This window comes from Flammeovirga sp. AWQ4_249 (assembly GCF_056161045.1).
Window position 1 is genome coordinate 120,086 of the sequence record NZ_JBSWYJ010000009.1, and the last position, 23,922, is coordinate 144,007.

Here is a 23,922-nt window from a genome sequence, read left to right on the forward strand (position 1 = left end):
TATTTTTTAGATGAAGAAACACCGACATTACTAGAAGATATATTGAAATGAAAAATCATAAGATTATTACTTTTGGAGAAATCTTAATGCGTCTTTCTCCAATTATGCAAAGAAGATTTGGTCAAACACCAGATTATGAGACTTTTTTTGGTGGGGCTGAATTAAACGTAGCTAGTTCATTGGGTAATTTAGGGATGAACGTAGGCGTAGTTTCTGCGTTACCTGATCATGATATTGCCCATGAAGCGATTTTGAATATGAGAAAATATGGGATCGACACTTCAAATGTTATTAAAAGAGAAGGTCGTCTGGGATTATATTTTACAGAAGCACCAACGATGCAAAGAGGAGGTAAAGTAATTTATGACCGTGAATATAGTGCTTTCTCAAAATTAGAAATTAACGCATTTGATTGGGATGCTATTTTTGAAGGAGCAACGTGGTTTCATTGGAGTGGCATCACACCTGCTGTTTCAGAAAATACAGCACTTCTTACTCAAAAAGCATTAGAAGTTGCTTCAGAGAAAGGGTTGAAAATATCAATGGATTATAATTACAGATCAAAACTTTGGCAGTGGGGCAAATCACATGAAGAAGTGATGCCGTCATTGATGAAATATTGTAATGTGATGTCAGGTATTCATCCTGATGTAGATGTAGTAAAAGAAGATGTAAGTGATGTCGATTTTGCTATTTCTGGAAAGAAAATGATGGAAGAATATCCGAATTGTGAGGTGGTAGTATTCTCATCAAGAGGGGTAATTTCTGCCAATCATCATACTTGGCAAGGAGTGTTATACGATGGTAAAAAAGTATATCGATCTAAAAAATACGACCTTACACATATCGTCGATAGAATTGGTGGAGGAGATGCATTTATGGCAGGAATCATTTTTGGCTTACATAAATATGAAACTAATCTTCAGTCATGTATTGACTTTGCAACTGCAGCATCAGCATTTAAACATGGTATAGCGGGGGATTTTAACGCTGTAAAAGAGGGGGAAATTGAACAAATGATAATTTCTTCCAGCTTTTCAAAAGTAGATCGCTAACTATGTAAAAAAAATGAGATGTTATGAAGAATACCTTATTATTTTTACTCTTAGTGAGCAACTATTTATTTGCAAGTGAACCACTAAAGAAACAAACTCAAAAACCGAACGTGATCATTATCTTATCAGATGATCAAGGTTGGGGAGATGTTGGGTTTAATGGTTCCGAAATCCCAACACCAAACTTAGATGCATTGGCAAAGGATGGAGTAATTATGACACAAGGCTATGCGAGTCACCCTTATTGTAGTCCAAGTAGAGCAGGATTATTAAGTGGACGTTATCAGCAAAGGTTTGGTCATGAAAACAATATTCCATACAACAATGTAAAAGAAGATGATGGTTTACCATTAGACGAACTATTACTTTCAGAACATTTAAAAAAACAAGGTTATAAAACCTGTGCTATTGGAAAATGGCATTTGGGTGATCATGAATCTTTTTGGCCTATAAATAGAGGTTTTGATGATTGGTTTGGTTTTTATGGAGGAGATGCAGATTATTGGGGAGAACCTAAAAAGAAAAGTGAGATGACGGGTGTTCTAAAAAACGGTAAACTAGTACCAAAAAACCAACTAACTTATTTAACTGACGACTTCACTAAAGCAGCAACAGATTATATTGATTCATATACTGAAAACGAGGAACCATTTTTCATGTATTTAGCTTATAATGCTCCTCATGCTCCAATTCAAGCTCCTCAAAAATACCTTAAAAAAGTTGAACATATTGAGGATGGAAAAAGGGCTGCTTATGGAGCACTTGTTGTAGGTATGGATCATGGGGTTGGTGAAGTCATCAAAAAATTAAAAGAAAAAGGGATTTATGAGAATACTTTAATTGTATTTTATAGTGATAACGGCCCTCATATTCATGGTGCAAGTGGTTATCCTTTTAGAGGTCATAAAGGAATGCTTTTCGAGGCAGGTATAAGAGTCCCTTTTATTTTCTCTTGGCCTAATGAATTAAAAGGTGGACAAAGATATGACCAACCTATCTCTGCATTAGATATTTTCCCAACAGCTGTTGCGGCAACCTCTTCTAATGAACCAAACAAGAAACTAGATGGTGTAAACCTTTTACCCTATTTAAAAGGTAAGGAGAAAGCAGCACCTCATAAAACAATTTTTTGGAGATATTCAGATGGTGCAGGTTATGCCATTAGACATGGAGATTACAAATTAGTTTTTTCTGGTTATAAACAAAAAAATCTTCTTTTTGATCTTGCAAAAGATCCTTATGAACATAATGACTTAGCCTTAGAAAATCCTGATGTTGTTGAACAATTAACAGCATTATACACAGATTGGACAAAAGGGACAGTAAAAGCAAAATGGTATGATCCTCATGCTGAAAATGTACTAAAAGAAGAGGAGAGTAGACAGTACTTTATTGATAAAGCAAGTAAAGGAGAGAAAAAGTCTAAAAACTTATAATAATATTAGTTAGATTGAATATATAATTTAAAAGCCGGTAACATCTTTGCTACCGGCTTTTCTTTTTATAGGTTATTGAATAACTATTTTCTTGGTCATTTGATAATTCTCCGTAGTAATTTTTATTATATAAACCCCTTTTTGAAGGTCATTTAAAGACATTTTAAAATTAGATTCTCTGTAAGATTTCATTTTTAGAAGTCTTCCATTTATATCAATCACCTCTACTTTGGATGTTTCATTTGTAGGTACTTTTATATATATAAAATCATCTTTTACCGGATTAGGATATATAGAAATATTTTCACTGTTAACTTGTAATTTACGAGCATTCGATGTTGAAGAAGGCCATCCTGCCCAACTGTTTAAGTTGAAATCACCATTAATTACTTCTATTCGAATGACATGCTTACCTTGTGTTAAATTTATATTCCTGATGTGCATTGTCTGATATATTTGCCAACCACCTGAATTAGGTACTGCTAGATTTCCTGTTACTTCAATGCCGTCGACTAATAATTTCATTTGTGCGTTATCGTTTACACTTGCTACTCTAGGAAAGATATCATAATCATTATCTGATACTACATTTATTGTGTATTCTAACCATTCTCCTGTGTGCATCCATCCGACATTATAACCACCATTATCATCGCTACAAGTTTCTATATCAACATCATCAAATCTGAATTGTCCTCCTTGGTTATCAACTGTATTATCATGATAGGCAATTCCTTCGCCTCCTTCATCATAATTTTCTGCTTCTACTTTACCTGGAATTGAAGAAGCTACTCCACCATATGGTTCTTGTAAAACTAATGGTATTATTTCAATATCATTTATTTGATCAGTTGCAATATTTTGAGTCCAATTAGAACCTACAGGTCGTATACTTGCTTTTATTACATAACCTTGACCTATTGATGGAGGGTTGTTTAAAGAAATAGTTAGCGTCTCTGTTCCGCTACCTGTTTGTACTGTTTGAACTGTTTGACCTAACCACGAAGTGGATGACCAAAATTCAGTGACAATATCTCTAGGGCCATTAGCGGTATAAGCTAATTCTACATCAATTGAAGTATCACTCATGATAGTACTAGGAGGATTAATTACAGTTATATCTTCATTTGGTAGTACATCTTGATCATATTTTTTCACTTCTAAGATCATAGAACTTATGTGTCCTCCTTCATCCGGGAAAGTAACAGTGATAGTGTTATTTGTTTGAAGTAAATTTACGTCAAATGGTATTTCAATTACACCAAAAAAGTCATCCCTGTTTGCTTGATCATATCCTTTCCAATTATTGGGTACATTTAAAGTAGTTCCATTTAATTTTACAATTGGAGACTTAGATCGATCATGTTTTCTTGAAATACCCATGTGAATAGAGGCTAGGCCAGTCCCTAAATCCACATTATAATAATTGAAAGTGTTAGAGATATTTGCATTTATGTATTTTAAATGATTGCTTGTATAGTATTTTCTATCTCTTATCACATTATTAAAAGTAATATTATTACTGAAAGTATATTCTAATACAACTGTTTCTCCAGCAATAAGATTAATTGAAGTAGGTGCTGAGTTGCTAGTAGTTATATCCATAGAAGGCTGTGAATTATCATAAATTTTTAAAGCCTTTGTTTTTAAGTTTTGAAAACCTTCCAGACCATTGACAAAATTTAAATCTACATTTTGAGATTGATCATCTAAATTATTCAAGGCAATATAAAGTTTGTTAGCATTGGCAAAGCCTTGAATTTGAATATCTGGATTATCAGTTGTTACATGAACTCTATTTCCAATTACATCTTTCCATAATTCATAAAAATGAATTTTAGGAGAATATCTCCAACCTGCCACATATGACTCACCAAGATTAGTAGGTATAAACAATGCTGCACTATAAGGTTGATAATTATTCCCTGCAGTTAAATGCCATGTCGATTTATCAGTTAAGAATGGGATTGAAATATCAATTTTATTCTCTCTGTCTAATAAATTAAAAAGCATATGATTTATTGCTTTTACCGTCTGAATACTTTCGATATCACTATACCCATCGCCATAGCCTGACGCTATTGAGCCATATTCGGTAATAGCATGAGGTTTTACTGTGCCCCATTTGGTATGACTATAAGTTTCTATTAAGTCTAATATAGCCTCGGAATTACTACCCGATCTTTTATTATTTTGGCCCGTAACATTCACACCATCATATAAATGCGAAGCAAAAGCATCCATATCTGCACCTGCAACATCCATGAACATTTTCATATTTTCACGCCAATGATCAAAATTTCTCACTTCAAGTGATGGCCAAGCAGCTGAATATCCAATCACCTTCATATTGTCTAATGCAGGTGTGTCATGTATTTTTCGCCCAATAGTTGCAAAAACTTCCGCCATTTGCCTTTTAATTCTGTCTTCTTCAGCATTATTCCAATTGCCTTCATAATATTCATTTGCATGTACAAATGGTTCATTCATTGGTTCAAAAAATAAAGGCCTTTCGTTATCAGGAACAAAATCCTTATAATATTCGACTACCCAATCAGCAGCGGCATTAGCATCTAATCCATCTTTAAAAACGTTGTAAGGATGTTCTGTTGCAACAAACCTACTTACATTTTTGAGATTATCATTTCCAGATCGTCCCGAAGGGTAGTTACCTATTGAATTCCCTTTACTTTTTGAATAAGAAAACGGCCCCCAAAAACCTCTACTCGGATACGCATTATAATCTTCATAAAACTGAAATAAATCAGCATCATTTGCATTAGAGTGAAGATTAAAAAACTTGGTCCTATCTAATGCTGATACACCTCCAATGTATCTTCTTACATTATGATCAATTGTTGCGGTTGTTTGAGCAATAGCATCACTAAATAAAAAACTTACAAATGAGAATAGGAGAAGTGTTGTGCCAAAAACTGGTTGTTTAAAATAAAAGTTACGCATAAGTAAATAATAGATAGTTTATAAGTAATAATTACACTTCCAATCTACTTTCGGAATTTGAATGAGCTCAGAAAAAATTTTTAGGAATAAGTGGGGGTAATTTTTTATTTGTTAATCTTACACTAATTAAACTTTTCAACATTTCAAAAATTACCCCCTTTGATAGCTTCTTTTTTTTACGGTATATGACATCAAAAACACCTTTATTTGTTTAAGAAATGAATTACCAACTCAACTAAAAACAAGACTTTTTATAGATGAATATTAGAAAAACATTATCGGGAATAATTTTATTTTTTTCTACAACGACATTTTTATGTGCTCAAGATTTAACAATCCCTCCAAAAAATTATGTAGATACAGTAGAAATTAGTTTACAAGTTGTAGCTTCTAATAGTAAGTTTCCTCTTTCAGATCAAAGAAATCAATCAGGCTGGAAACTCTTGAAAAAATACTCTGATGAATTTGATTCAAATGAACTGAATGAAGAAATATGGTATCCAAATAATCCAAAATGGAAGGGACGCCAACCAACGTATTTTCATGGTTCAAATGTTTCTTTAAAAAATGGTGAACTTCTTTTTAGAGTTAACCAACATAAAAATGAAGAGTTACCAAAAGGATATACACATACTTCTGGTTTTATAAAAAGCAAACAAAAATTCCTCTATGGTTATTTTGAAGCCAAAATGAAATTAATGGATGCTCCATGGGTTTCAGGTTTTTGGATGACAAATGTTAGTGCAGATTGGTGGACTGAAATTGATATATGTGAAAATGCTCCCGGATTATCTTATAATAGAAATGACCTTAACTCTAATATTCATGTATTTAGAGCACCCGAAGATCAAGGAAATGTAAAAGAACATTTTTCAAGAACAAAAAAATATTATTTCCCGGAGGAATTACAAGAAGACTATCATGTTTGGGGACTTGAATGGACTCCTGAATATATTCGATTTTATATTGATGGAATTCTTTTCAGAGAAGCAAAAAATACACATTGGCATCAACCACTTGAGGTAAACTTTAACAATGAATCAAACAAATGGTTTGGAGCTTTACCTGATGATAAACGACTGGAAGGTGAATTTAAAGTAAAATATTTTAGAGTTTGGGAAAAAAGTGAACAGAATTAGAATGAAATACATAATACTTATAATTTTTAGTGTGTGCTTCTCACATACAATTTCAGCACAAGAAATAAGTGGTGAACGAATGATTTGGCATACATTATCAATTCTATTTGATGGGCCAAATACTTCTGAAGTAGCTACTGAAAACCCTTTTTTAGATTATAGGTTAGAGGTAACCTTCACAAATAATAAAACACAGATAGTAGTTCCTGGTTTTTATGCAGCAGATGGCAATGCAGCAGAAACAAGTGCAAGTAAAGGGAATAAATGGTGTGTTCGGTTTACTCCAAATCAAACTGGCACATGGAAATATGAAGTTTCTTTTTTGAAAGGAAAAAATATAGCTATATCCAATGATTTATCTACTGGTTCAGGAGTATATTTTCACAATATTACTGGTGAGTTTGAAATAAAGGAGAGTAACAAAAAAGGAAAAGACTTAAGAGCAAAAGGAAGGTTACTCCCAGCAAATGAACATTATCTTCAATTTGAAGGAACCAAAGATTACTTCATAAAAGGAGGTGTAAATAGTCCGGAGGACCTCCTTGCATATCATGAATTTGATGATACACCCAAAAAACATAAGTACTTATCGCATGAGAAGGAATGGAAAGAAGGAGATCATTCATGGCAAAATGGGAAAGGTAAAGGAATTATTGGTGCAATGAATTATATTTCTTCTACAGGTATTAACACCGTCTATTTTCTTACTATGAATGTGATGGGTGATGGTAAAAATGTCTGGCCATGGACTGAAGAACACGAAAGATACCGATTCGATGTCAGTAAATTAGAACAATGGGAATTACTTTTTTCTCATATGGATAAAGTTGGGTTAATAAAACATATAGTAACTCAAGAAACAGAAAATGAATGTTTACTTGATATGGGATATACTGCTATTCAACGAAAACTTTATTACAGAGAATTGGTCGCAAGATTCGCTCATCACCCAGGGATAATTTGGAACATGGGTGAGGAAAATGGTATTGCTAACTGGTCACCTGTAGGACAAACAGAGAAAATGAGAAAAAATATGATAGAATATATGAAAGCATTGGATCCATATGGAAATACTGTTGACATTCATACATTACCATCACAAAAAGATCATAAGAATACCATTACTCCATTATTAGGCTTACAATCACTCGATGGTATCTCTTTACAAATTCATGACATGAAACATACCTATGAAAGTACTTTAAAATGGAGAACTGAATCTGCAAAAAATGGTAAAAAATGGGTAGTGTGGCTAGATGAGATTGGTCCTGCATGGAAAGGTGTTTTACCTGATGAATATCCAATGCAACAAGATACAGTTAGGAGAGATGTTATTTGGGCTAACCTTATGGCTGGCGGTGCAGGAGTAGAACATTATTTTGGTTATAAATATCCTAATTCAGATCTCAGTTGTGAAGATTGGCACACAAGAGATAGAATTTGGAAGATGACTTATAATGCTACCAATTTTTTTGAAAAGTATCTCCCGTTCACATCCATGCAACCAAATAATAACCTTGTTGATATTAAGGATAGTTTTTGTTTTGCTGAGGAGGGTAATGTTTACTGTATATATTTAAAGAATGGTGGTTCTCCTACTATTAACCTAAAAAATTTTGAAGGGAAATATTCTGTTTATTGGTATAACCCAAGAGAGGGAGGTGAACTTATTCAAACCAAAAATAAAAACATAAACGGACAAGGAAAGCATAACATTGGTCCATCTCCAGATAGTGAAAATGATTGGATAGCATTAATTAAAAGAAAGAAATAACTATTGATTCTTTACAAACGTAAGCCTAAGTAAAAACTGCTTAGGCTTTCTTCATTATATAGGATAGGTAAAAATTTAATCTTTAATAGGGTAAAGTTTTTTATTCATTGAACTAAAAGATAAAAACTACCTCTATTTTAATCTACGAGATAGTTTAATTAAGATTGAAATGAATTAAACAAGCATAAAAATGAAACTAAGAAATACTCTTTTTGTGATACTCTTAATTTTTGTATCAAAAGTATATGCTCAAAATCCTTTGATTACTCATCGTTTTTCAGCTGATCCAACTGCAAGGGTAATGAATGATACATTATTTGTTTTTCCATCATCAGATACAACGTGTACACAGATAAAGGGGAATAATGGATTTTGTATGCCGGACTATCACGTATATTCAACCACAGATTTAACAACTTGGACTGATCATGGAGAAATCTTATCTCATAACACTGTTCCATGGGTAGTAAAAGATAGTTATGGTATGTGGGCTCCTGATTGTATTGAAAAAGAGGGGAAATATTATTTTTATTTTCCTGCTATGCCTAAGGACGGTAGCGCTTTTAGAAGGATCGGAGTAGCAGTTGCCGATACTCCAACGGGACCATATACTCCTGAAAATCATTATATAGAAGGTATTGAAGGTATTGACCCTAATGTTTTTATTGATGATGACGGAAGTGTTTTTCTATACTACGGAGGAGGTGAGAAGTTATTTTGGGTAGAACTGAATCAGGATATGAAAACCATTAAAACCAAACCTCAAAAAGTTGAAGGATTACCACCAAAATACAAAGAAGGTCCTTTTGTTTTCAAGAGAAAAGATAAATATTACTTTACATTCCCTCATGCTCCGAGTAGATCAGAAGAGATTGCTTATGCTATTGGTGATAGCCCCAGAGGTCCTTTTAAATATCAAGGAAAAGTCTTAGAAGGTTGGAAAGACGGTTGTTGGACTAATCATCATTCATTTGTAGAGTATAAAAATGAGTGGTTATTGTTTTATCATCATATGGATATCTCAGGTAATAAACATAGAAGGTCTATGTGTGCAGATAGAATTCAATTTGATGAAAATGGACTAATACCTGAAATTAAAGCTACACAAAGAGGAATTGCTAAACTATATGCAAAAGACCCAATACAAGTTGATAAATACTCTGAAGTCAAAGATGTATCTATTTCAAAAACAGATGAATTAACGCCTAATTGGATTGTTAAGAATATTTCAGAACAATCTATGATAAAGATAAATGATATTGATTTTGAGAAATATAAATATCCATATGTAGCATTATGGGTAAGTTCAACTCAAAAAGCCTCAATTGATATCACTATAAATAATTCGATGTTTGCTCAATTTAAGGTTCCGGCAATGAAAGAAGGTGAATGGAGGTTGATAAAAACAGCTGTTTTGTTCCAACCCGAAGGATTACAAAATCTAACTTTCAACTTTGAGGGTAACACTGAAAACCTACAATTGGATTGGATTCAATGTATCTCAAAAAAAAATGTATTGATCAATAAAACAGTAGATATTGAGCTGGAGGATAAATTTAATCATAGCATTGAGGTTACATCTAATAAGGGAAAGTTATTCAACACAAAAGTTTTTAATAAATTAAAAATTAGAGAAGTAAATAATGGAAATACTAAGGGTCATTTACATGTCAATGGGGATACTTATGAAGTGTTACCTAAATTAAAACATGGAGATGTAATTAGCTTCACTTCAGAAAAAGCAAACAAAGTGTATGATGCTTTCTCTAATATTCAAGCTATTAATTGTTCTGATCAACAAGGCACATTGAGTGAACCTTGTAAGCTTGGTGGTAAAAACGTAGGGTATATTGATAATGGTGATTATTTAGTTTTTAGCAATCTCCAATTTTCAGAATCTCCAAAAAGTATAACTATAGGTATCGCCACACCTAAAGAAGGGGGCATAATTGAAATCAGAAAAAATCAAATAGATGGAGAGTTAATTTCCTCACTAACGATACCCAATACAGGAGGATGGCAAAAATGGTCTTCTATTACTAAAAATATAGATACAAATATTAATCAAAGAACAAAAATTTATATTGTTTTTAAAGGTTCAAATGGTTTTTTGATGAATATAAAAGATTTAAAATTTAATCGTATTGCATTATAAATATCTAATAGATGATATATTAATATATAAAAGCATCAGTATTGAGCTTGCTCATTACAGGTTGTGCTAGTAACAATATTAAAAAATCTTCCATTTATAAATATGATGCCAATTGGGAATCTTTAAGTCAATATGAAGTACCTGAATGGTGGAAAAATACAAAATTTGGCATATATTTTCATTGGGGCCCTTACGCTGTGCCCGCCTATGAAACAGAATGGTATTCACATTATATGTATGAGAAAGGTAGTAAAATAAGAGAATACCATGAAAAAAAATATGCTCCTTTAAGTGAGTTTGGATACAAAGATTTCATACCTCTTTTTACAGGTGAGAAGTTTAATGCAGACGAATGGGCTAAGTTGTTTAAAGAGGCAGGAGCACAGTTTGCAGGCCCTGTTGCAGAACATGCTGATGGTTTCGCAATGTGGGATAGTGATTTAACACATTGGGATGCGAAGGAAATGGGCCCCAAAAAAGATATAGTAGGGGAGATGGCAAAAGCTGTTAAAAAATATGATATGAAATTTATCGCTACTTATCATAGGCACTGGATGTATGCCTGGTATCCAACTTGGGATGAAACTACTGATGCTAGCCTTAAAGAATATGAGGGTTTATACGGCCCATATACACCCTATGGGACATTCAATATGGCTAAAACGAAAAGTAATCCACTACCCAATAAACAGTTTAATGAAGACTGGTTAGCTAGATTAGATGAACTAATGCTTAAATATGAGCCTGATATCATTTGGTTTGATAATAGAATGGATATTATCGGTGAAAATTACCGTAAAAAATTTCTAGCCAATTATTATAATAATGCTCAAAAATGGGGAAAGGAAGTGGTGTGTACTTATAAATTTAACGATTTAAAGGAAGGCACTGCAGTATTAGATTTGGAACGTTCAAGAATGAAAGATAAACAGCCTTTTGTATGGTTAACGGACGATTCAATTGATTGGAAAGCTTGGTGCCATATCGATGATCCAAAATATAAATCAACGAATCGTTTAATTGATTTCTTAGTTGATGTTGTATCCAAAAATGGTGCTGTACTGTTAAATATTCCACCTAAAGCAAATGGTGAAATTCCTACAGAAGTTGTTCACCGTTTAAAAGAAATGGGAAAGTGGCTTGCTTTAAATGGAGAAGCTATTTATGACACTAGACCATGGGTTATCTATGGGGAAGGACCTCAAGATATTAAAGAAGGACATTTGAGTGAATTTAAAAATTTGGAGGCAGTTGCAGAAGATATTAGATTCACAACAAAGGAGAATTATCTTTATGCTATTGCTCTTGACTGGCCAAAAAATGATATGTTAAAAATAAATAGTCTAGGCCAAAAAAAAGATTTATTAGAGCAAAATCAAATAAAAAAATAACACTTATAGGTAATAATGATAAGCTAAAATGGAGTAGAAACCTCAATGATCTGAGCATTCAATTACCGATTAAAAAGCCTTGCAATCATGCGTATGTTTTTAAAATTGAGCTAACAAATAAAAGCTTGTAATATATTTATACATCGGTTGTTTAAACTAAAAAAGGATAGGAAATCTTCAATTCCTATCCTTTTTTAGTTCTATTATTTCTTAATGATTTTCTTTGTTATAATACCTTTATCTGTTTTAAATTGAATTAAGTGCATGCCTTTATTTAAAGATCGAATGGAGATTAAATTATCCCCTTTAGGTAAATAACCCTCTAAAACTAACTTAAGCTGCATGTCATATATTCTATATTCAGTCAAATTTGATAAACCATTTATCATCACTTTATCAGCTGATGGATTTGGGTAAATTTTCATTTTTAATTCTGAAGCCAACGAGTTGGAAGTAACCTCATCATTTATTTCATCCTCTTCCTCTTCAGCAGTTACTATATAAAACTCCGCTGCAGCAGTAAAAGGAACTTCAGTATCATTTTGGATTTCTGATAAGGCTACAATTTTTAAAAATCTACCCTTAGCTACTTCTGTAAACTCTATTTTTTGCAATACTTTATAGTTTTCAGTTAAATTATCTCCCCAATCTAAAGTACCATTTGCTACAGGAGTTCCCCATTCATTACTATCATTACTTATATAGACCTCATAATCTCCAATTGCACCATTGGGTCCATATTCATCTTGTCTGTTATAATAATGTAATTCTTCAATAGCATATTCTTGTTTCATATCAATCTGAATTTCATGAGGAAGAGGGGCTTTTCTTTCTCTCCATTCAGTGTGCCAAAACGTAGCCATGTCATCATCTATTGCTCTATCGGCAACTCCAATATTATCTTCACTATCCACATGAATAACTTCCCAATCTGTTTTAAAAGGGTACAGGTAGCTCCATTCCAATAGTTCAATAGTACCAAATTTCCTTGTATCTTCAATTGCTGTATTAATACCTGTCCCATTAGCCCAATGTAATTGGTTTTCAACAGCTAAATTAGTATCTCTATCTAAAGCAGAGATCTCAAATCCTAGTTTTAAATTCTCTAGATTGCTATACTCTGTTAATACACCATCCCAAGGTATTTTGGCTTCTAAAATATAACCTCCTCTTTTCGATTTAGTAATATATTTAAGATCACTAGTATTTGTTTTCCAATTCCCTTCATACTTATAAAAACCATCAATTGCACCATAATAAAGCCTTAACATTAGGTCATTATCATCATATGAACCATTATCGTTATGTTGGTTATCAATATTAAAATACAGTTCTATTGCATCACCACTTTCTCTATCTGATTCCTGGTAAACTTCTTGTAAATTCTCATCAACAACATCAGCTAAAAGATATAAATAGTCAGCATCATATGCCAATTTAAATTTAAAATTGAAATCTGTATGTGGAGATATCTCTTCTTCATTTGCTTCATAATTACCAACTTGCTCTTCTACATAACTCCATAAATCATCTAATTCTCCATCTATAATAATTGAATTATCTAATTGCTTAATACCATAGTTCCTTTCTGCTGCATATTCCTTAAAAGCTTCATCTTCACATTCTAATTCAGCTACCACGGTTGAATTTGCCATGGCAGTGCCTCCTTTTCCAGCCATATATAAAGCTATTCTATCAATAGGGTGAAACTTTGATCTACCGGCTACTTTAATTTCATATACACCAGGAACGTCAAACTCTGCAAAAACATTTAAACCATTTACACCTCCGTGCTCTCCAAAGCAATTCCATGACCAGTTATTAATATCCTGAATCCACATTTTCATAAAATGATTATTGCTATTCACCTTTTGTCCTGTTGCGTTTTTAATACCATAGAAATCTGAAGCATTAACCATTAACCAACTATCGTTTTCTTCATCAAACTTTGCAGCGTTTTTACCGTTTCGTGAACGCCATTTTACTTGGTAAGTTCCGGGTGTATTAATTTGAATCTTGTATGTTAAAATGGTTTCTTCATTCACCGACCCATAACTATTATTACCTTGGAATTCTATATGACCTTCACCCAAAGCATCTTCTGAAAATGAGTTATTCACTTTCCAGAAACTGTTAAGTGTAGTGTTTTCTGCTTCAAAAACAACATAACCGTCGTTTTCAATAAATACTGTTTTCTCGCATTCCTCTTGTGCATGAATATTATTCTGCAGTCCAAATAGAATAGTGAGTAGAAGTAGATTAATGTTAAGTATAATTCTTTTCATAATTAATAGTTTAGCTTTGACAATCCTGAAAGGGTTGAATAAGCGTTAGTTTTAGAAATTTATTATTGATTATCAGTGCTAAATTACTTTCATATCCTAAAACATCAGGCTAATTTTTTGCATGAAAAATGGGGGGTAATTATTTATTATAGAAAAAAAATACTTAGACAAAATGCCTAAGTATTCCATATTATCATAAAGTGAAAATATTTTACATTTTAAAAAGTTTTTTACTGTATATACTTTGTCCATTTTCCATTGAAACAATATACATACCCTTAGTTAAACCACTTAAATCCAACTTATTAATACCTGTTTTTAGTTTATAATTGAAGACACTATTTCCGACTAAATCATATATATATAGTTGACTAGATGATGAGGTGTCAATAATTAATTCTGAAATAACAGGGTTAGGATATATGGAATAAAGTGATTGTAAGTCATCAATAGAATTAGGCTCTTCTATATTAGGGATAACATTTAATATTACCTCATCAAAAGCACTAATAGTATCTTTACTAATAGTTAATCTGAAAGTAAAAGATTTTTCTTCTTCTACTTCTGGAGCAATAAAAGAAAAAGTAGAGGCATTATTATTTGGAAAACTCAATCCGTCATTAGAAAGCCATAAATAACTTACATCGTTAGGGGAAGAATTACTTCCATCAAAGGTTACTTCTTCACCACTATAAACTGTCTGATCTTCACCTGCATCAGCAATTAAAGTAATTTCCTCAATTTCGACTTCTTCAAGTACTAATACTAAAGTGATATCAATATCAGCGTTTGTAATTTCTAATAAAGTATCAATTGTATTATAACCTTCTTTTTCGGCAACTAAATGATAATTATTTGAAACTAAACTATCAATTTTAATTTGTCCATTTATATCAGATTGAAAAGACAAAGAATCATCATGAAAGTTAAGTTCTACATCTTTTATTGGTGATTGACTTTCATCAGTAAAGGTCAAATTGATGGTAAATAAAGGATTAGATTCATTATCCTCCTCTTCCTCTTCTTCAATATCACCAGTTAGTTCACTTACTACCATGATATCATTAATTTGATCTCTGCTTATATTCTCAGTCCAATCAGTTCCAACAGGTCGTATACTTGCTTTAATTATATACCCATCACCAACTACTATTTCATTAGTAAATTGAATATTTAATGATACTGAATCTTCTCCTGCCTCTACCGTTTGACGAGCTTCTCCCAACCATGCATCTGCAGACCAAAATTCTACAACCACGTCTCTTGATTGTGTAGCACTATATGATAAATTAATAGTAACTGAATTTCCACTTAACACTTCTGTTAAAGGGGAGATGATACCTATATCATCTACTTGTGTTGTGGGTGCTTCTAAGTTATGTACTTCTAATATAACTGAACTCACATGACCATCATTATCGGGAAAAGTAATACTTATTTCATTAGAGGTTTGTAATAAAGACACATCAAAAGGAATCTCTATTACTCCAAAAAAATCATCTCTATTTGATTGATCTGAACCTTTCCAATTATTTGGACATAATACCTCTGTACCATTCACTGTAATAACTGGAGTTTTTGATTTTTTGTGTTTTCTACCAATTCCCATTTGTATAGTAGCAAAATTAGCATTAGTAGTGATAACGTTATCAAAATTGAATTTCAGTGAGTTATTAGCCAAGATTGGTTGAAGATGCGTTGAAGTGTAATATTTTGTTTCCCTTAAAACTTCATTAATTTCTAGAGATGATTGTAAAGTATAAGTTAATAGAACAGTTTCACCTGGAATTAAGGCTAAAGTATTTAAATCTATTTCTTCATTTGTGATGGTAAATTCAGGGTTTAATTCATCATAAATCTTAAGTGATTTTTTAGATAATGACGTGATATTTTCAAGGTTATTTATAAATGAAAGATTTATAGATTCCTCTTCTTCACTAAGATTATTAAATGCAACATATATAATATTTTCATCATTAAAACATTGTACCTGAACATCTGGATTATCAGAAGTTATTTGAAGTCTTTTTCCATTTACATCTTTCCATAATTCATAAAAATATATTTTAGGAGAGAACTCCCAAGCTTCTACATTTGCTTCTCCAATATTAGTTGGTATAAATAAAGCTGCACCATAAGGTTGGTAGTTATTTTCTGCAGTAAGATGCCAAGTTGATTTATCTGTAATAAAAGGGATGGAGATATCAATAACATTTTCGCGATCAAGAAAATTAAAAAGCATATGGTTAATACTCCTCACTGTTTGAATGCTTTCTAAATCGCTATAACCTTCGCTAAAACCTCTAGTTATACCTCCGTATTCTGTTAATGCATGAGGTTTTACTAAATTCCACTTATTGTAACTGTAGGTTTCAATTAAATCTAAAATTGCTTCAGAGTTACTTCCTGAGCGTAAATTATTCTGGCCTGTTACATTTACCCCATCATACAAATGAGTGGCAAAGGCATCCATATTGTCACCAGCAACATCCATAAACATTTTCATGTTTTCATCCCAATGAGAAAAGTTTCTTAATTCCATTGATGGCCATGCTGCTGAATAACCAATTACTTTCATATTCGACAACGCTGGAGCATTATGTATTTTTGCACCAATTGTATTAAATACTTCCGCCATTTGTCTTTTTATTCGGTCTTCTTCTTCTGAAATCCAATTTCCTTCATAAAAATCTACAGCATGTACAAAAGGTTCATTCATAGGTTCAAAAAACATAGGCCTCTCATTATCATTCACCCATGCACTGTAGTAATTCACTACCCAATCACCCGCTTCGTTTGCATTTATTCCATCATAAAATAAACTTCGTGGATGTTCTGTGGCTACAAAACGACTTACATTTTTTACATTATCATTAGTTGCTTTAAAGCTTGGGTATTGACCAAGATTATTTCCTCGGTTTTTAGAATATGAAAATGGCCCCCAAAAACCTCTACTTGGATAGGCATTGTACTCTTCATAAAATTGAAATAAATCTTGATCATTTGAATTAGAATGAAGATTAAAAAATTTATTTCTTTCTAAATAAGATACATCTCCAATGTATCTCTGAACTTCTGTATTTATTTCAACATTAGTCTGCCCAAATAATAAGTTATGCTGAAAAATCAGACTAATAGTAATCAGAAGATAAAATGGTTTTTGCCACTTGTCTGTAGAATTGCTCATAAGTAATAACCAAAAGAATAAACTCCTGAACTACAAGATCTTTTTTAAAAAAAAAATTGGATGCAGTACAAAAGTTTTTAGTTGATAAGTAATAATTATTGTACTAATGTAATGAGGTTCCGTGATGGAGGTGAAGAATAAATCTTTCAATTTAGTGGGGTAAAATATATTTAATAAGACCACAGGGGGGGTAAAAAAAATATACCGAGGTCATAAACCCCGGTATATTAAAATTATTCATATTCATTTAATGAAATATCGCTTATTTATTAATTCTTAATCAAACGAACACTTTGAGATGTTTCTCCAGAAATTGCTTGAAGTATATAAACTCCAGTATTTAAATCTGAAATATTCATCTTATGAGTACCTTGAATTAATTCTTGTTGTTTTAAAACTCTTCCGTTTAGATCAACAATAATTACTGTAGCTTTTTCAGCAGTCTTTATCGTGATCAATTCTTGCGCTGGATTAGGATAAACAGCTAACGATAATAACTCTGAGTCAATTGAAGTTGGAACACTTTCTTCAGCTAATACTGTCACAATCACATCGTCTAAAACAGTATTATTATCAATTGTCACCTTCAATATAAACATAAATTCAGTATCCACTTCAACTGATGGAGCTATGAATGTTGGGTTAATTGCATTAACATCTGATAGCTCAATAGATTCTGGCGCTACCCATTCCAAGATTGCCTTGGTTGGAGTAGAAGCAGAGGCATCTAAAGTTACTTCATCACCTATATTCACTGTTAGATCTTCTCCTGCATTAGCTACTGGTAAACGTGATGCCATAACTGTAATTGTCACTTCATCGGTTGCCGTTTCACCATCGTAATTGGCAGTAAGAACAAAAGTTAATTCAGTTTCTTCTGTAACATCAGGTGCAGTAAACGTCGGCATTGCTACGTTTAAGTCAGATAATGTAATTCCTTCTGGAGCAGTCCAAGTTAAGTCCGCACTTGAAGGTACCGTTCCTGAACCATCTAAAGTTACTACTTGATCAATGAATACTACTTGATCTTCCCCTGCATTAGCAGTAAGAGCTGGGAAAACAGTAACTGTTACTGTATCAGAAACTACTAATCCATCTACTGTTACATTTAGAACAATTTGATATTCTGTTTCATCTGCTACTTCAGGAGCCATGAAAGTTGGCATAATTGCCGTAACATCTGATAAAGTTATTCCTTCAGGAGCAATCCACATAAATTCAGCATTTGAAGGAGCGGAAGCTGAAGCATCTAATTGAACTTCTGTACCTGCTTGTACTGATTGATCTTCCCCTGCATTGGCTGTAACACCAGGAACAACAGTGACAGTTATTTCTTTTGTTGCTGTAAAATCTCCACTTTGAAGTATTAAAGTAACTACATACTCTGTAACATCTTCTATATCACTAGGAGCTGTAATTGAAACAGTTTCTCCTTCAGAAGCTGATAACATTAATTCTTCAGGAGCTTCCCAAGTGTAAGTAAATTCATTTGAAGAATTATGAGTAGCTGACAGCTCTACTGTTTCACCAGTTTTAACACTTATCTCTTCTTCTAAATCTACCATAAAATCAATGTTATATTCCGTTAATGAAATATCGTCAAGATAGGCGATGATATTAGCATTTTCTGGACTTTGCAAGTATAATCTTGAAGCAATTGTATCACCTATTGCAACATCTTGGATAGTATATGCTTCATCAAAAAGAATTGTTTTTTCAAAATATACCCATTCACCAATTCTTACATTAACATCACCCCAAGTAATACCTTCATTTGTTATGGAAACTTTGTAATTATCTGCTCCATTAGCTGGCCATTCACCATCAGGCATAACTCTCATACTAAAAACAGCAGCATCCATTTGATCTACCTTGAACCTTCCACTTAAAGTATATTGACTACCAATTTTAATATCAAAGAAGCTTTCCTCATTGGTTTGTACTGCATCTACTCTTCCTGGTTCTTCAATGTATAAGCTAGAGCTTCCTTCAGAATCTTCACTGACCACATCTGAACGTGTGTAGTTCGTTAAGCCTGACCAACCTACTGTTAATTCCTCTTCAAATCCACCGTTTATAATTAATTCTTCACCACTTAAGTATGAATTCATTACTGTGATTGTTACGCTTACTTCAGGTGAAGTATTAGTACCATCACTTACTGTTAAATTGAAAACAAAATCAGTGGGTTCTTCAACTTCAGGAGCAATAAAAGTAGGCATAGAAGAAGACGCATCTGAAAGTGTTATTCCTTCAGGGGCCTTCCAATTATAAGTTAATGCTCCATCAGTTTGACTAATTGAGTTTGAAGCATCCAAAGTTACCAAACCGCCCACGTAAGCCACTCTATCATTTCCTGCATTTGCAATTGGTATAACACTAGGGTTAACAGTAATCACCACTTCATCTGTAGCAGATATTTCTCCTAAAGTAGCTGTTAATGTTAGTGTAAATTCTGTTATTTCACTTACAATTGGAGCTGTAAAAGTAGGAGTAATACCATTTACATCTGACAATTCAATTTCTTCTGGGACTGTCCAAACTAAAGTTGCTTGAGAAGGCATCGTACCTGTTGCATCTAACATTACATAATCACCCGCATCAACTTCTTGGTCTTCTCCAGCACTAGCAGTTATTGAAGGAAGAACAGTTACTGTAACTGATTCAGTAGTAGAATATTCTCCCAATGTTGCTGTTAGAGTAAATGTATAACTAGTTTCTTCTGTAATATCAGAAGGCGCTACAAATGAAGTCGCTAATTGATCTGAATTTGATAATGTGATACCTTCAGGTGCTACCCAAGTATAAGTAAAGTCACTTGATGAATTATGTGATCCAATAAGATCAACGGTCATACCTGGCAATACAGAAAAATCATCTCCTAAAGTTAGCTCAAAATCAATTCCACTTTCCACTAAACTAAAATCATCAAGATAAGCAATGATGTTTGCATTATCTGGACTTTGCATGTATAATTTAGACGTTATTGCATCACCTACTGCAACATCTTGAACAGTATAAGCTTCATCAAAAAGAATCGTTTTCTCAAAATAAATCCATTCACCAATTCTTACGGTAACATCACCCCAAGTAATCCCTTCATTAGTAAATGCTACTTTATAATTATCAACTTCAGGAGCTGGCCATTCACCATCAGGCATTATTCTAATATTAAACACAGGAACTTCCATTTGGTCTATTCTGAATCTACCGCTTAATTTATAATGACTTCCAATTTTAATATCAAAGAAGCTTTCCTCATTGGTTTGTACTGCATCTACTCTTCCTGCTTCTTCAATGAATAAACTAGAGCTTCCCTCAGAATCTTCACTAACTACGTCTGAACGTGTATAGCTCCCTAAACCTGACCAACCTACTGTTAATTCCTCTTCAAATCCACCGTTAACAATAATTTCATTACCTAAGATACCAGATCTCATCACTGTAATTACAACTGTAGCTACTGCTGAAGTTTGATCACCATCAGTTACTGTTAATGTAAATTCGAAATCAGTTGGATCTTCAACAAATGGAGCTGTGAAAGTAGGCATTGCTATTGTTGCATCTGATAACTCAATTCCCTCAGGAGCTACCCAGTTGTATACTAATTCGTTTGCTGTTTGAGCCATTGAATTAGAACCATCTAAAGTAACTAAATTGCCCACAAAAACCGTTTGATTTTCACCAGCATCTGCAACCGGAATTGTACTTGGATTTACTGTTATGATTACTTCATCCATTTCACTTTGTTCACCTAGTGAAGCTGTTAAAGTAAAAGTATAGGTAGTGCTGACAGCAACAGTTGGCGCTGTAAATGTCGGCATCACAGCATTTACATCCGAAAGTTCTATTCCTTCAGGAGCAGTCCATAATAAAGTTGATTGTGCTGGTTCGGTACCTGAAGCATCAAGAGTTACTATTTCTCCAGCTTCGACACTTTGGTCTTCGCCTGCTGATGCAGTCATACTTGGCAAAACAGTAACAACAACCTCATCAGAAACACTAAATTCACCTAATGTAGCTGTAATAGATAGTGTATAACTTACCTCTTCAGTAATGTTTTCATCTACAGTAACAGAAGTACTTAATTGATCATTAGAAGAAAGTGTTACACCTTCTGTAGCAGTCCAAGTATAAACAAAAGGATCAGAAGAGTTAATTGAAGCATTTAAGTTAATTGTACTTCCAGGAGTTGTTGTAATATCTTCTCCTGCATTTAAATTTAAATCAACATCATTTTCGATTAATTTAAAATCATCTAAGTATATCTGAGCATTTGCTCCATTAGGGCTTTGAAAATAAACTCTAGACGTTACCATGTCTCCATTTGAAACTACTTGGCTAGTATATTCTTCATCAATTAATAATGTTTTTTCAAAATATAACCATTCACCTAGTGTCACTGAATAATCACCCCAATCAATTGATGGATCTGTAATAGCTATTTTGTAGTTATCTTTTCCATCAGCAGGCCACTCACCATTTGGAATTAAACGGATATTGAAAACTGGTACATCCATTTGATCTACTCTTACTCTACCACTTAACGTGTAACTTTTCCCTATAGTAAGATCAAAACGGCTATCCTCACTTGTCTCAAGGGCATCAATTCTATTTACTTCGTTTATATATAAACTATATGCTCCTAATGCATCACCAGCAATTTCATTAGATCTTTCATAAGCTGCTGTTCCCATCCAACCTACTGTTAGTTCTTCTTCGAAGCTTCCATTAACAAGGATATTTTCTCCATTAATAATTTTTTCTTTTACAGTTACTGTTACTGAAGCTATTTCAGATGTAACCGTTCCATCATTGACAGTTAGTGTAAAAGTATAATTAGTATTTTGAGTTACTGCAGGTGCAGTAAAAGTAGGCATACCTTCTGTAGTACTAGATAGTGTTATTCCATCAGGAGCAGTCCAATCATAAGTTAAATCATCATTATTTTCATCATAAGAAGCAGTACCATCAAGTGTTACTAACTGGTTTGATTCAACTGAAAAGTTAGATTGTACTACTGCAACAGGAGCAATATTTATTACTGTCATTGTAATTGTTTCATTTACATTTGCATCAGCAACAGTAATCGTACCTGTATATGTTTCATGAATTGCTTTTGTAACTGATACATCATAAGTACCATTAACCATTAGTTCAAAAGCTACTTCTCCATTGCTATCTGTAGTTCCCTCTTCTGTATATGTATCATTATTGGTAATTGAAACCTCAGCACCCTCTAATAATTCTCCTTTATTATTATTTACAATGATTGATGTAGTATATGTAGGAATTCCTGCAGGTACTAAAGTAATTGTAGTTAGGCTTGTGGTTTCATCAATTGTAAATGATCCCATATACTCTTGATAGCCATCAGCATTAACAGTATAATCATAAACACCTTCATCAAGTAATTCAGGTGACATACCTTCTGCATCTGTCGTGTAATCTGTTCCATCAATTGTAATAGTTGCTCCTACAATTGGATCGGTACCATTTGATGTGATTTTAAGTGGAACAGGAGTGTAAGACTTTAAAGAAGCAAATGCAGATGCAGGAAAACCCTTAAGAACAGGGTATGAATTTTCTCTCATTTCCCATGCACCAGTTTCAGAAAAATCAAGATCTGGGAAATTATTTACATCAGTCATCTCCATTGATGTAAGTACGGTAACATATGAACTTTCATTTGCGTTTGTAGAGGTTTGAATCGCATATAAACCTGAGAAATCTCTATCAGCTGCACCACCTATTCTACCATCAGGCATTAAAGCTCTGTTATCACCATAATTAATTGATGTTGATAGTACAGTGTTAGGGTACATTGCATCAATTTTCCCTACTAAACCTGTATCATTTCCCCATCCATTAGAGGCATAAGTAATATTAGATATACAGTTAGTAATAGATTGTCCATCCATTTGTCCTGCAATACCACCAATATTACCATTAGCAGTGATATTTCCACCTAATACAAAACATCTATCTATAATAGTTGTGTTTTGTGCAAACCCTACAATTCCACCAACTCTTGCATAACTACGGCTATCAAAGTTCAAGTTTAGTATTCCTAAGTTCTTTATTGTTCCATTTTGAGAATAACCTATAAATCCTAAACTATTGTCTCCATTATCATCATGTGGTGTAATAGTTAAATTTTCGATTACATGAAAATTACCATTAAATGTTCCCGTAAAAGTAATCGCATCAATACCTGCTGGCTTGTAACCGATAGGATGGAAAACTTGACCGTCCATATCTAAGTCACTTGTTAGTGATATGTATCCTGACCAATAAGTAGTATTTGAGTATAACTCAATTAAATCATCATTTGAGTTTACTATGTATGGATCTTCTTCAGTTCCAGTCCCCGAAAGCGTCTGAGCTTGAATGTTGCCCAATGAGAATAGCAACATAAAAAGACTTAAGAGAGACTTTAGATTGTAAATATATTTCATCACGTACTAAATAATAGTTTGTTAAAAAAGTGTTTCAACTTTTCAAATATGTAATTCTTACACTAAAAAATAGGGTGTAAA

At 33.0% G+C, this 23,922-nt stretch carries 11 protein-coding genes; 7 read left to right on the plus strand and 4 right to left on the minus strand.

Annotated features, from left to right (window positions below; translation table 11 throughout):
* Positions 1-47: 47 nt before the first annotated feature.
* Both ACXAHM_RS09540 and ACXAHM_RS09545 read left to right on the plus strand, forming a co-directional pair.
* Positions 48-1,055: a PfkB family carbohydrate kinase gene (locus tag ACXAHM_RS09540; protein ID WP_474960204.1), complete on the plus strand. Its 1,008-nt coding sequence runs from the start codon at positions 48-50 to the stop codon at positions 1,053-1,055.
* A gap of 23 nt (positions 1,056-1,078) precedes the next feature.
* Entirely contained in the window at positions 1,079-2,491 is a 1,413-nt protein-coding gene (locus ACXAHM_RS09545) for a sulfatase family protein (protein ID WP_474960205.1), read from the plus strand.
* A 72-nt stretch (positions 2,492-2,563) separates the two neighbouring features.
* On the opposite strand, the gene ACXAHM_RS09550 is transcribed toward ACXAHM_RS09545, so the two are convergent.
* Complete coding sequence (locus ACXAHM_RS09550) at positions 2,564-5,452, minus strand: carbohydrate-binding protein (protein ID WP_474960206.1); 2,889 nt, start codon at positions 5,450-5,452, stop codon at positions 2,564-2,566.
* 257 nt (positions 5,453-5,709) lie between these two features.
* Here ACXAHM_RS09550 and ACXAHM_RS09555 point away from each other — a divergent pair, with 257 nt between their 5' ends.
* The 5 genes from ACXAHM_RS09555 (at position 5,710) to ACXAHM_RS09575 (ending at position 12,042) form a co-directional block, all read left to right on the plus strand.
* Positions 5,710-6,591, plus strand: a complete 882-nt coding sequence (locus tag ACXAHM_RS09555; protein ID WP_474960207.1) for a family 16 glycosylhydrolase — start codon at positions 5,710-5,712, stop codon at positions 6,589-6,591.
* Positions 6,592-6,622: 31 nt separating this feature from the next.
* Complete coding sequence (locus tag ACXAHM_RS09560; RefSeq protein WP_474960208.1) at positions 6,623-8,365, plus strand: DUF5060 domain-containing protein; 1,743 nt, start codon at positions 6,623-6,625, stop codon at positions 8,363-8,365.
* Positions 8,366-8,555: 190 nt separating this feature from the next.
* Complete coding sequence (locus tag ACXAHM_RS09565; protein WP_474960209.1) at positions 8,556-10,520, plus strand: family 43 glycosylhydrolase; 1,965 nt, start codon at positions 8,556-8,558, stop codon at positions 10,518-10,520.
* Between the two features lie 41 nt (positions 10,521-10,561).
* Positions 10,562-11,911: an alpha-L-fucosidase gene (locus ACXAHM_RS09570; RefSeq protein WP_474960210.1), complete on the plus strand. Its 1,350-nt coding sequence runs from the start codon at positions 10,562-10,564 to the stop codon at positions 11,909-11,911.
* A 5-nt stretch (positions 11,912-11,916) separates the two neighbouring features.
* The gene (locus ACXAHM_RS09575) at positions 11,917-12,042 is read left to right on the plus strand and encodes a hypothetical protein (protein WP_474960233.1); all 126 of its coding nucleotides are present in this window, start codon (positions 11,917-11,919) and stop codon (positions 12,040-12,042) included.
* Positions 12,043-12,114: 72 nt separating this feature from the next.
* On the opposite strand, the gene ACXAHM_RS09580 is transcribed toward ACXAHM_RS09575, so the two are convergent.
* From ACXAHM_RS09580 to ACXAHM_RS09590, 3 genes are all read right to left on the minus strand, one after another.
* The gene (locus tag ACXAHM_RS09580; RefSeq protein ID WP_474960211.1) at positions 12,115-14,196 is read right to left on the minus strand and encodes a sugar-binding protein; all 2,082 of its coding nucleotides are present in this window, start codon (positions 14,194-14,196) and stop codon (positions 12,115-12,117) included.
* Positions 14,197-14,407: 211 nt separating this feature from the next.
* Positions 14,408-17,383, minus strand: coding sequence for a T9SS type A sorting domain-containing protein (locus ACXAHM_RS09585; RefSeq protein ID WP_474960212.1), 2,976 nt, complete (start codon positions 17,381-17,383; stop codon positions 14,408-14,410).
* A gap of 269 nt (positions 17,384-17,652) precedes the next feature.
* Positions 17,653-23,799, minus strand: coding sequence for a PKD domain-containing protein (locus ACXAHM_RS09590; RefSeq protein ID WP_474960213.1), 6,147 nt, complete (start codon positions 23,797-23,799; stop codon positions 17,653-17,655).
* Positions 23,800-23,922: the final 123 nt, after the last annotated feature.

Coding starts and splice junctions, on each gene's coding strand:
- ACXAHM_RS09540 (WP_474960204.1), top strand. CDS start 48: ATGAAAAATCATAAGATTATTACTTTTGGAGAAATCTTAATGCGTCTT.
- ACXAHM_RS09565 (WP_474960209.1), top strand. CDS start 8,556: ATGAAACTAAGAAATACTCTTTTTGTGATACTCTTAATTTTTGTATCA.
- ACXAHM_RS09555 (WP_474960207.1), top strand. CDS start 5,710: ATGAATATTAGAAAAACATTATCGGGAATAATTTTATTTTTTTCTACA.
- ACXAHM_RS09550 (WP_474960206.1), bottom strand. CDS start 5,452: ATGCGTAACTTTTATTTTAAACAACCAGTTTTTGGCACAACACTTCTC.
- ACXAHM_RS09545 (WP_474960205.1), top strand. CDS start 1,079: ATGAAGAATACCTTATTATTTTTACTCTTAGTGAGCAACTATTTATTT.
- ACXAHM_RS09580 (WP_474960211.1), bottom strand. CDS start 14,196: ATGAAAAGAATTATACTTAACATTAATCTACTTCTACTCACTATTCTA.
- ACXAHM_RS09590 (WP_474960213.1), bottom strand. CDS start 23,799: ATGTTGCTATTCTCATTGGGCAACATTCAAGCTCAGACGCTTTCGGGG.
- ACXAHM_RS09585 (WP_474960212.1), bottom strand. CDS start 17,383: ATGAGCAATTCTACAGACAAGTGGCAAAAACCATTTTATCTTCTGATT.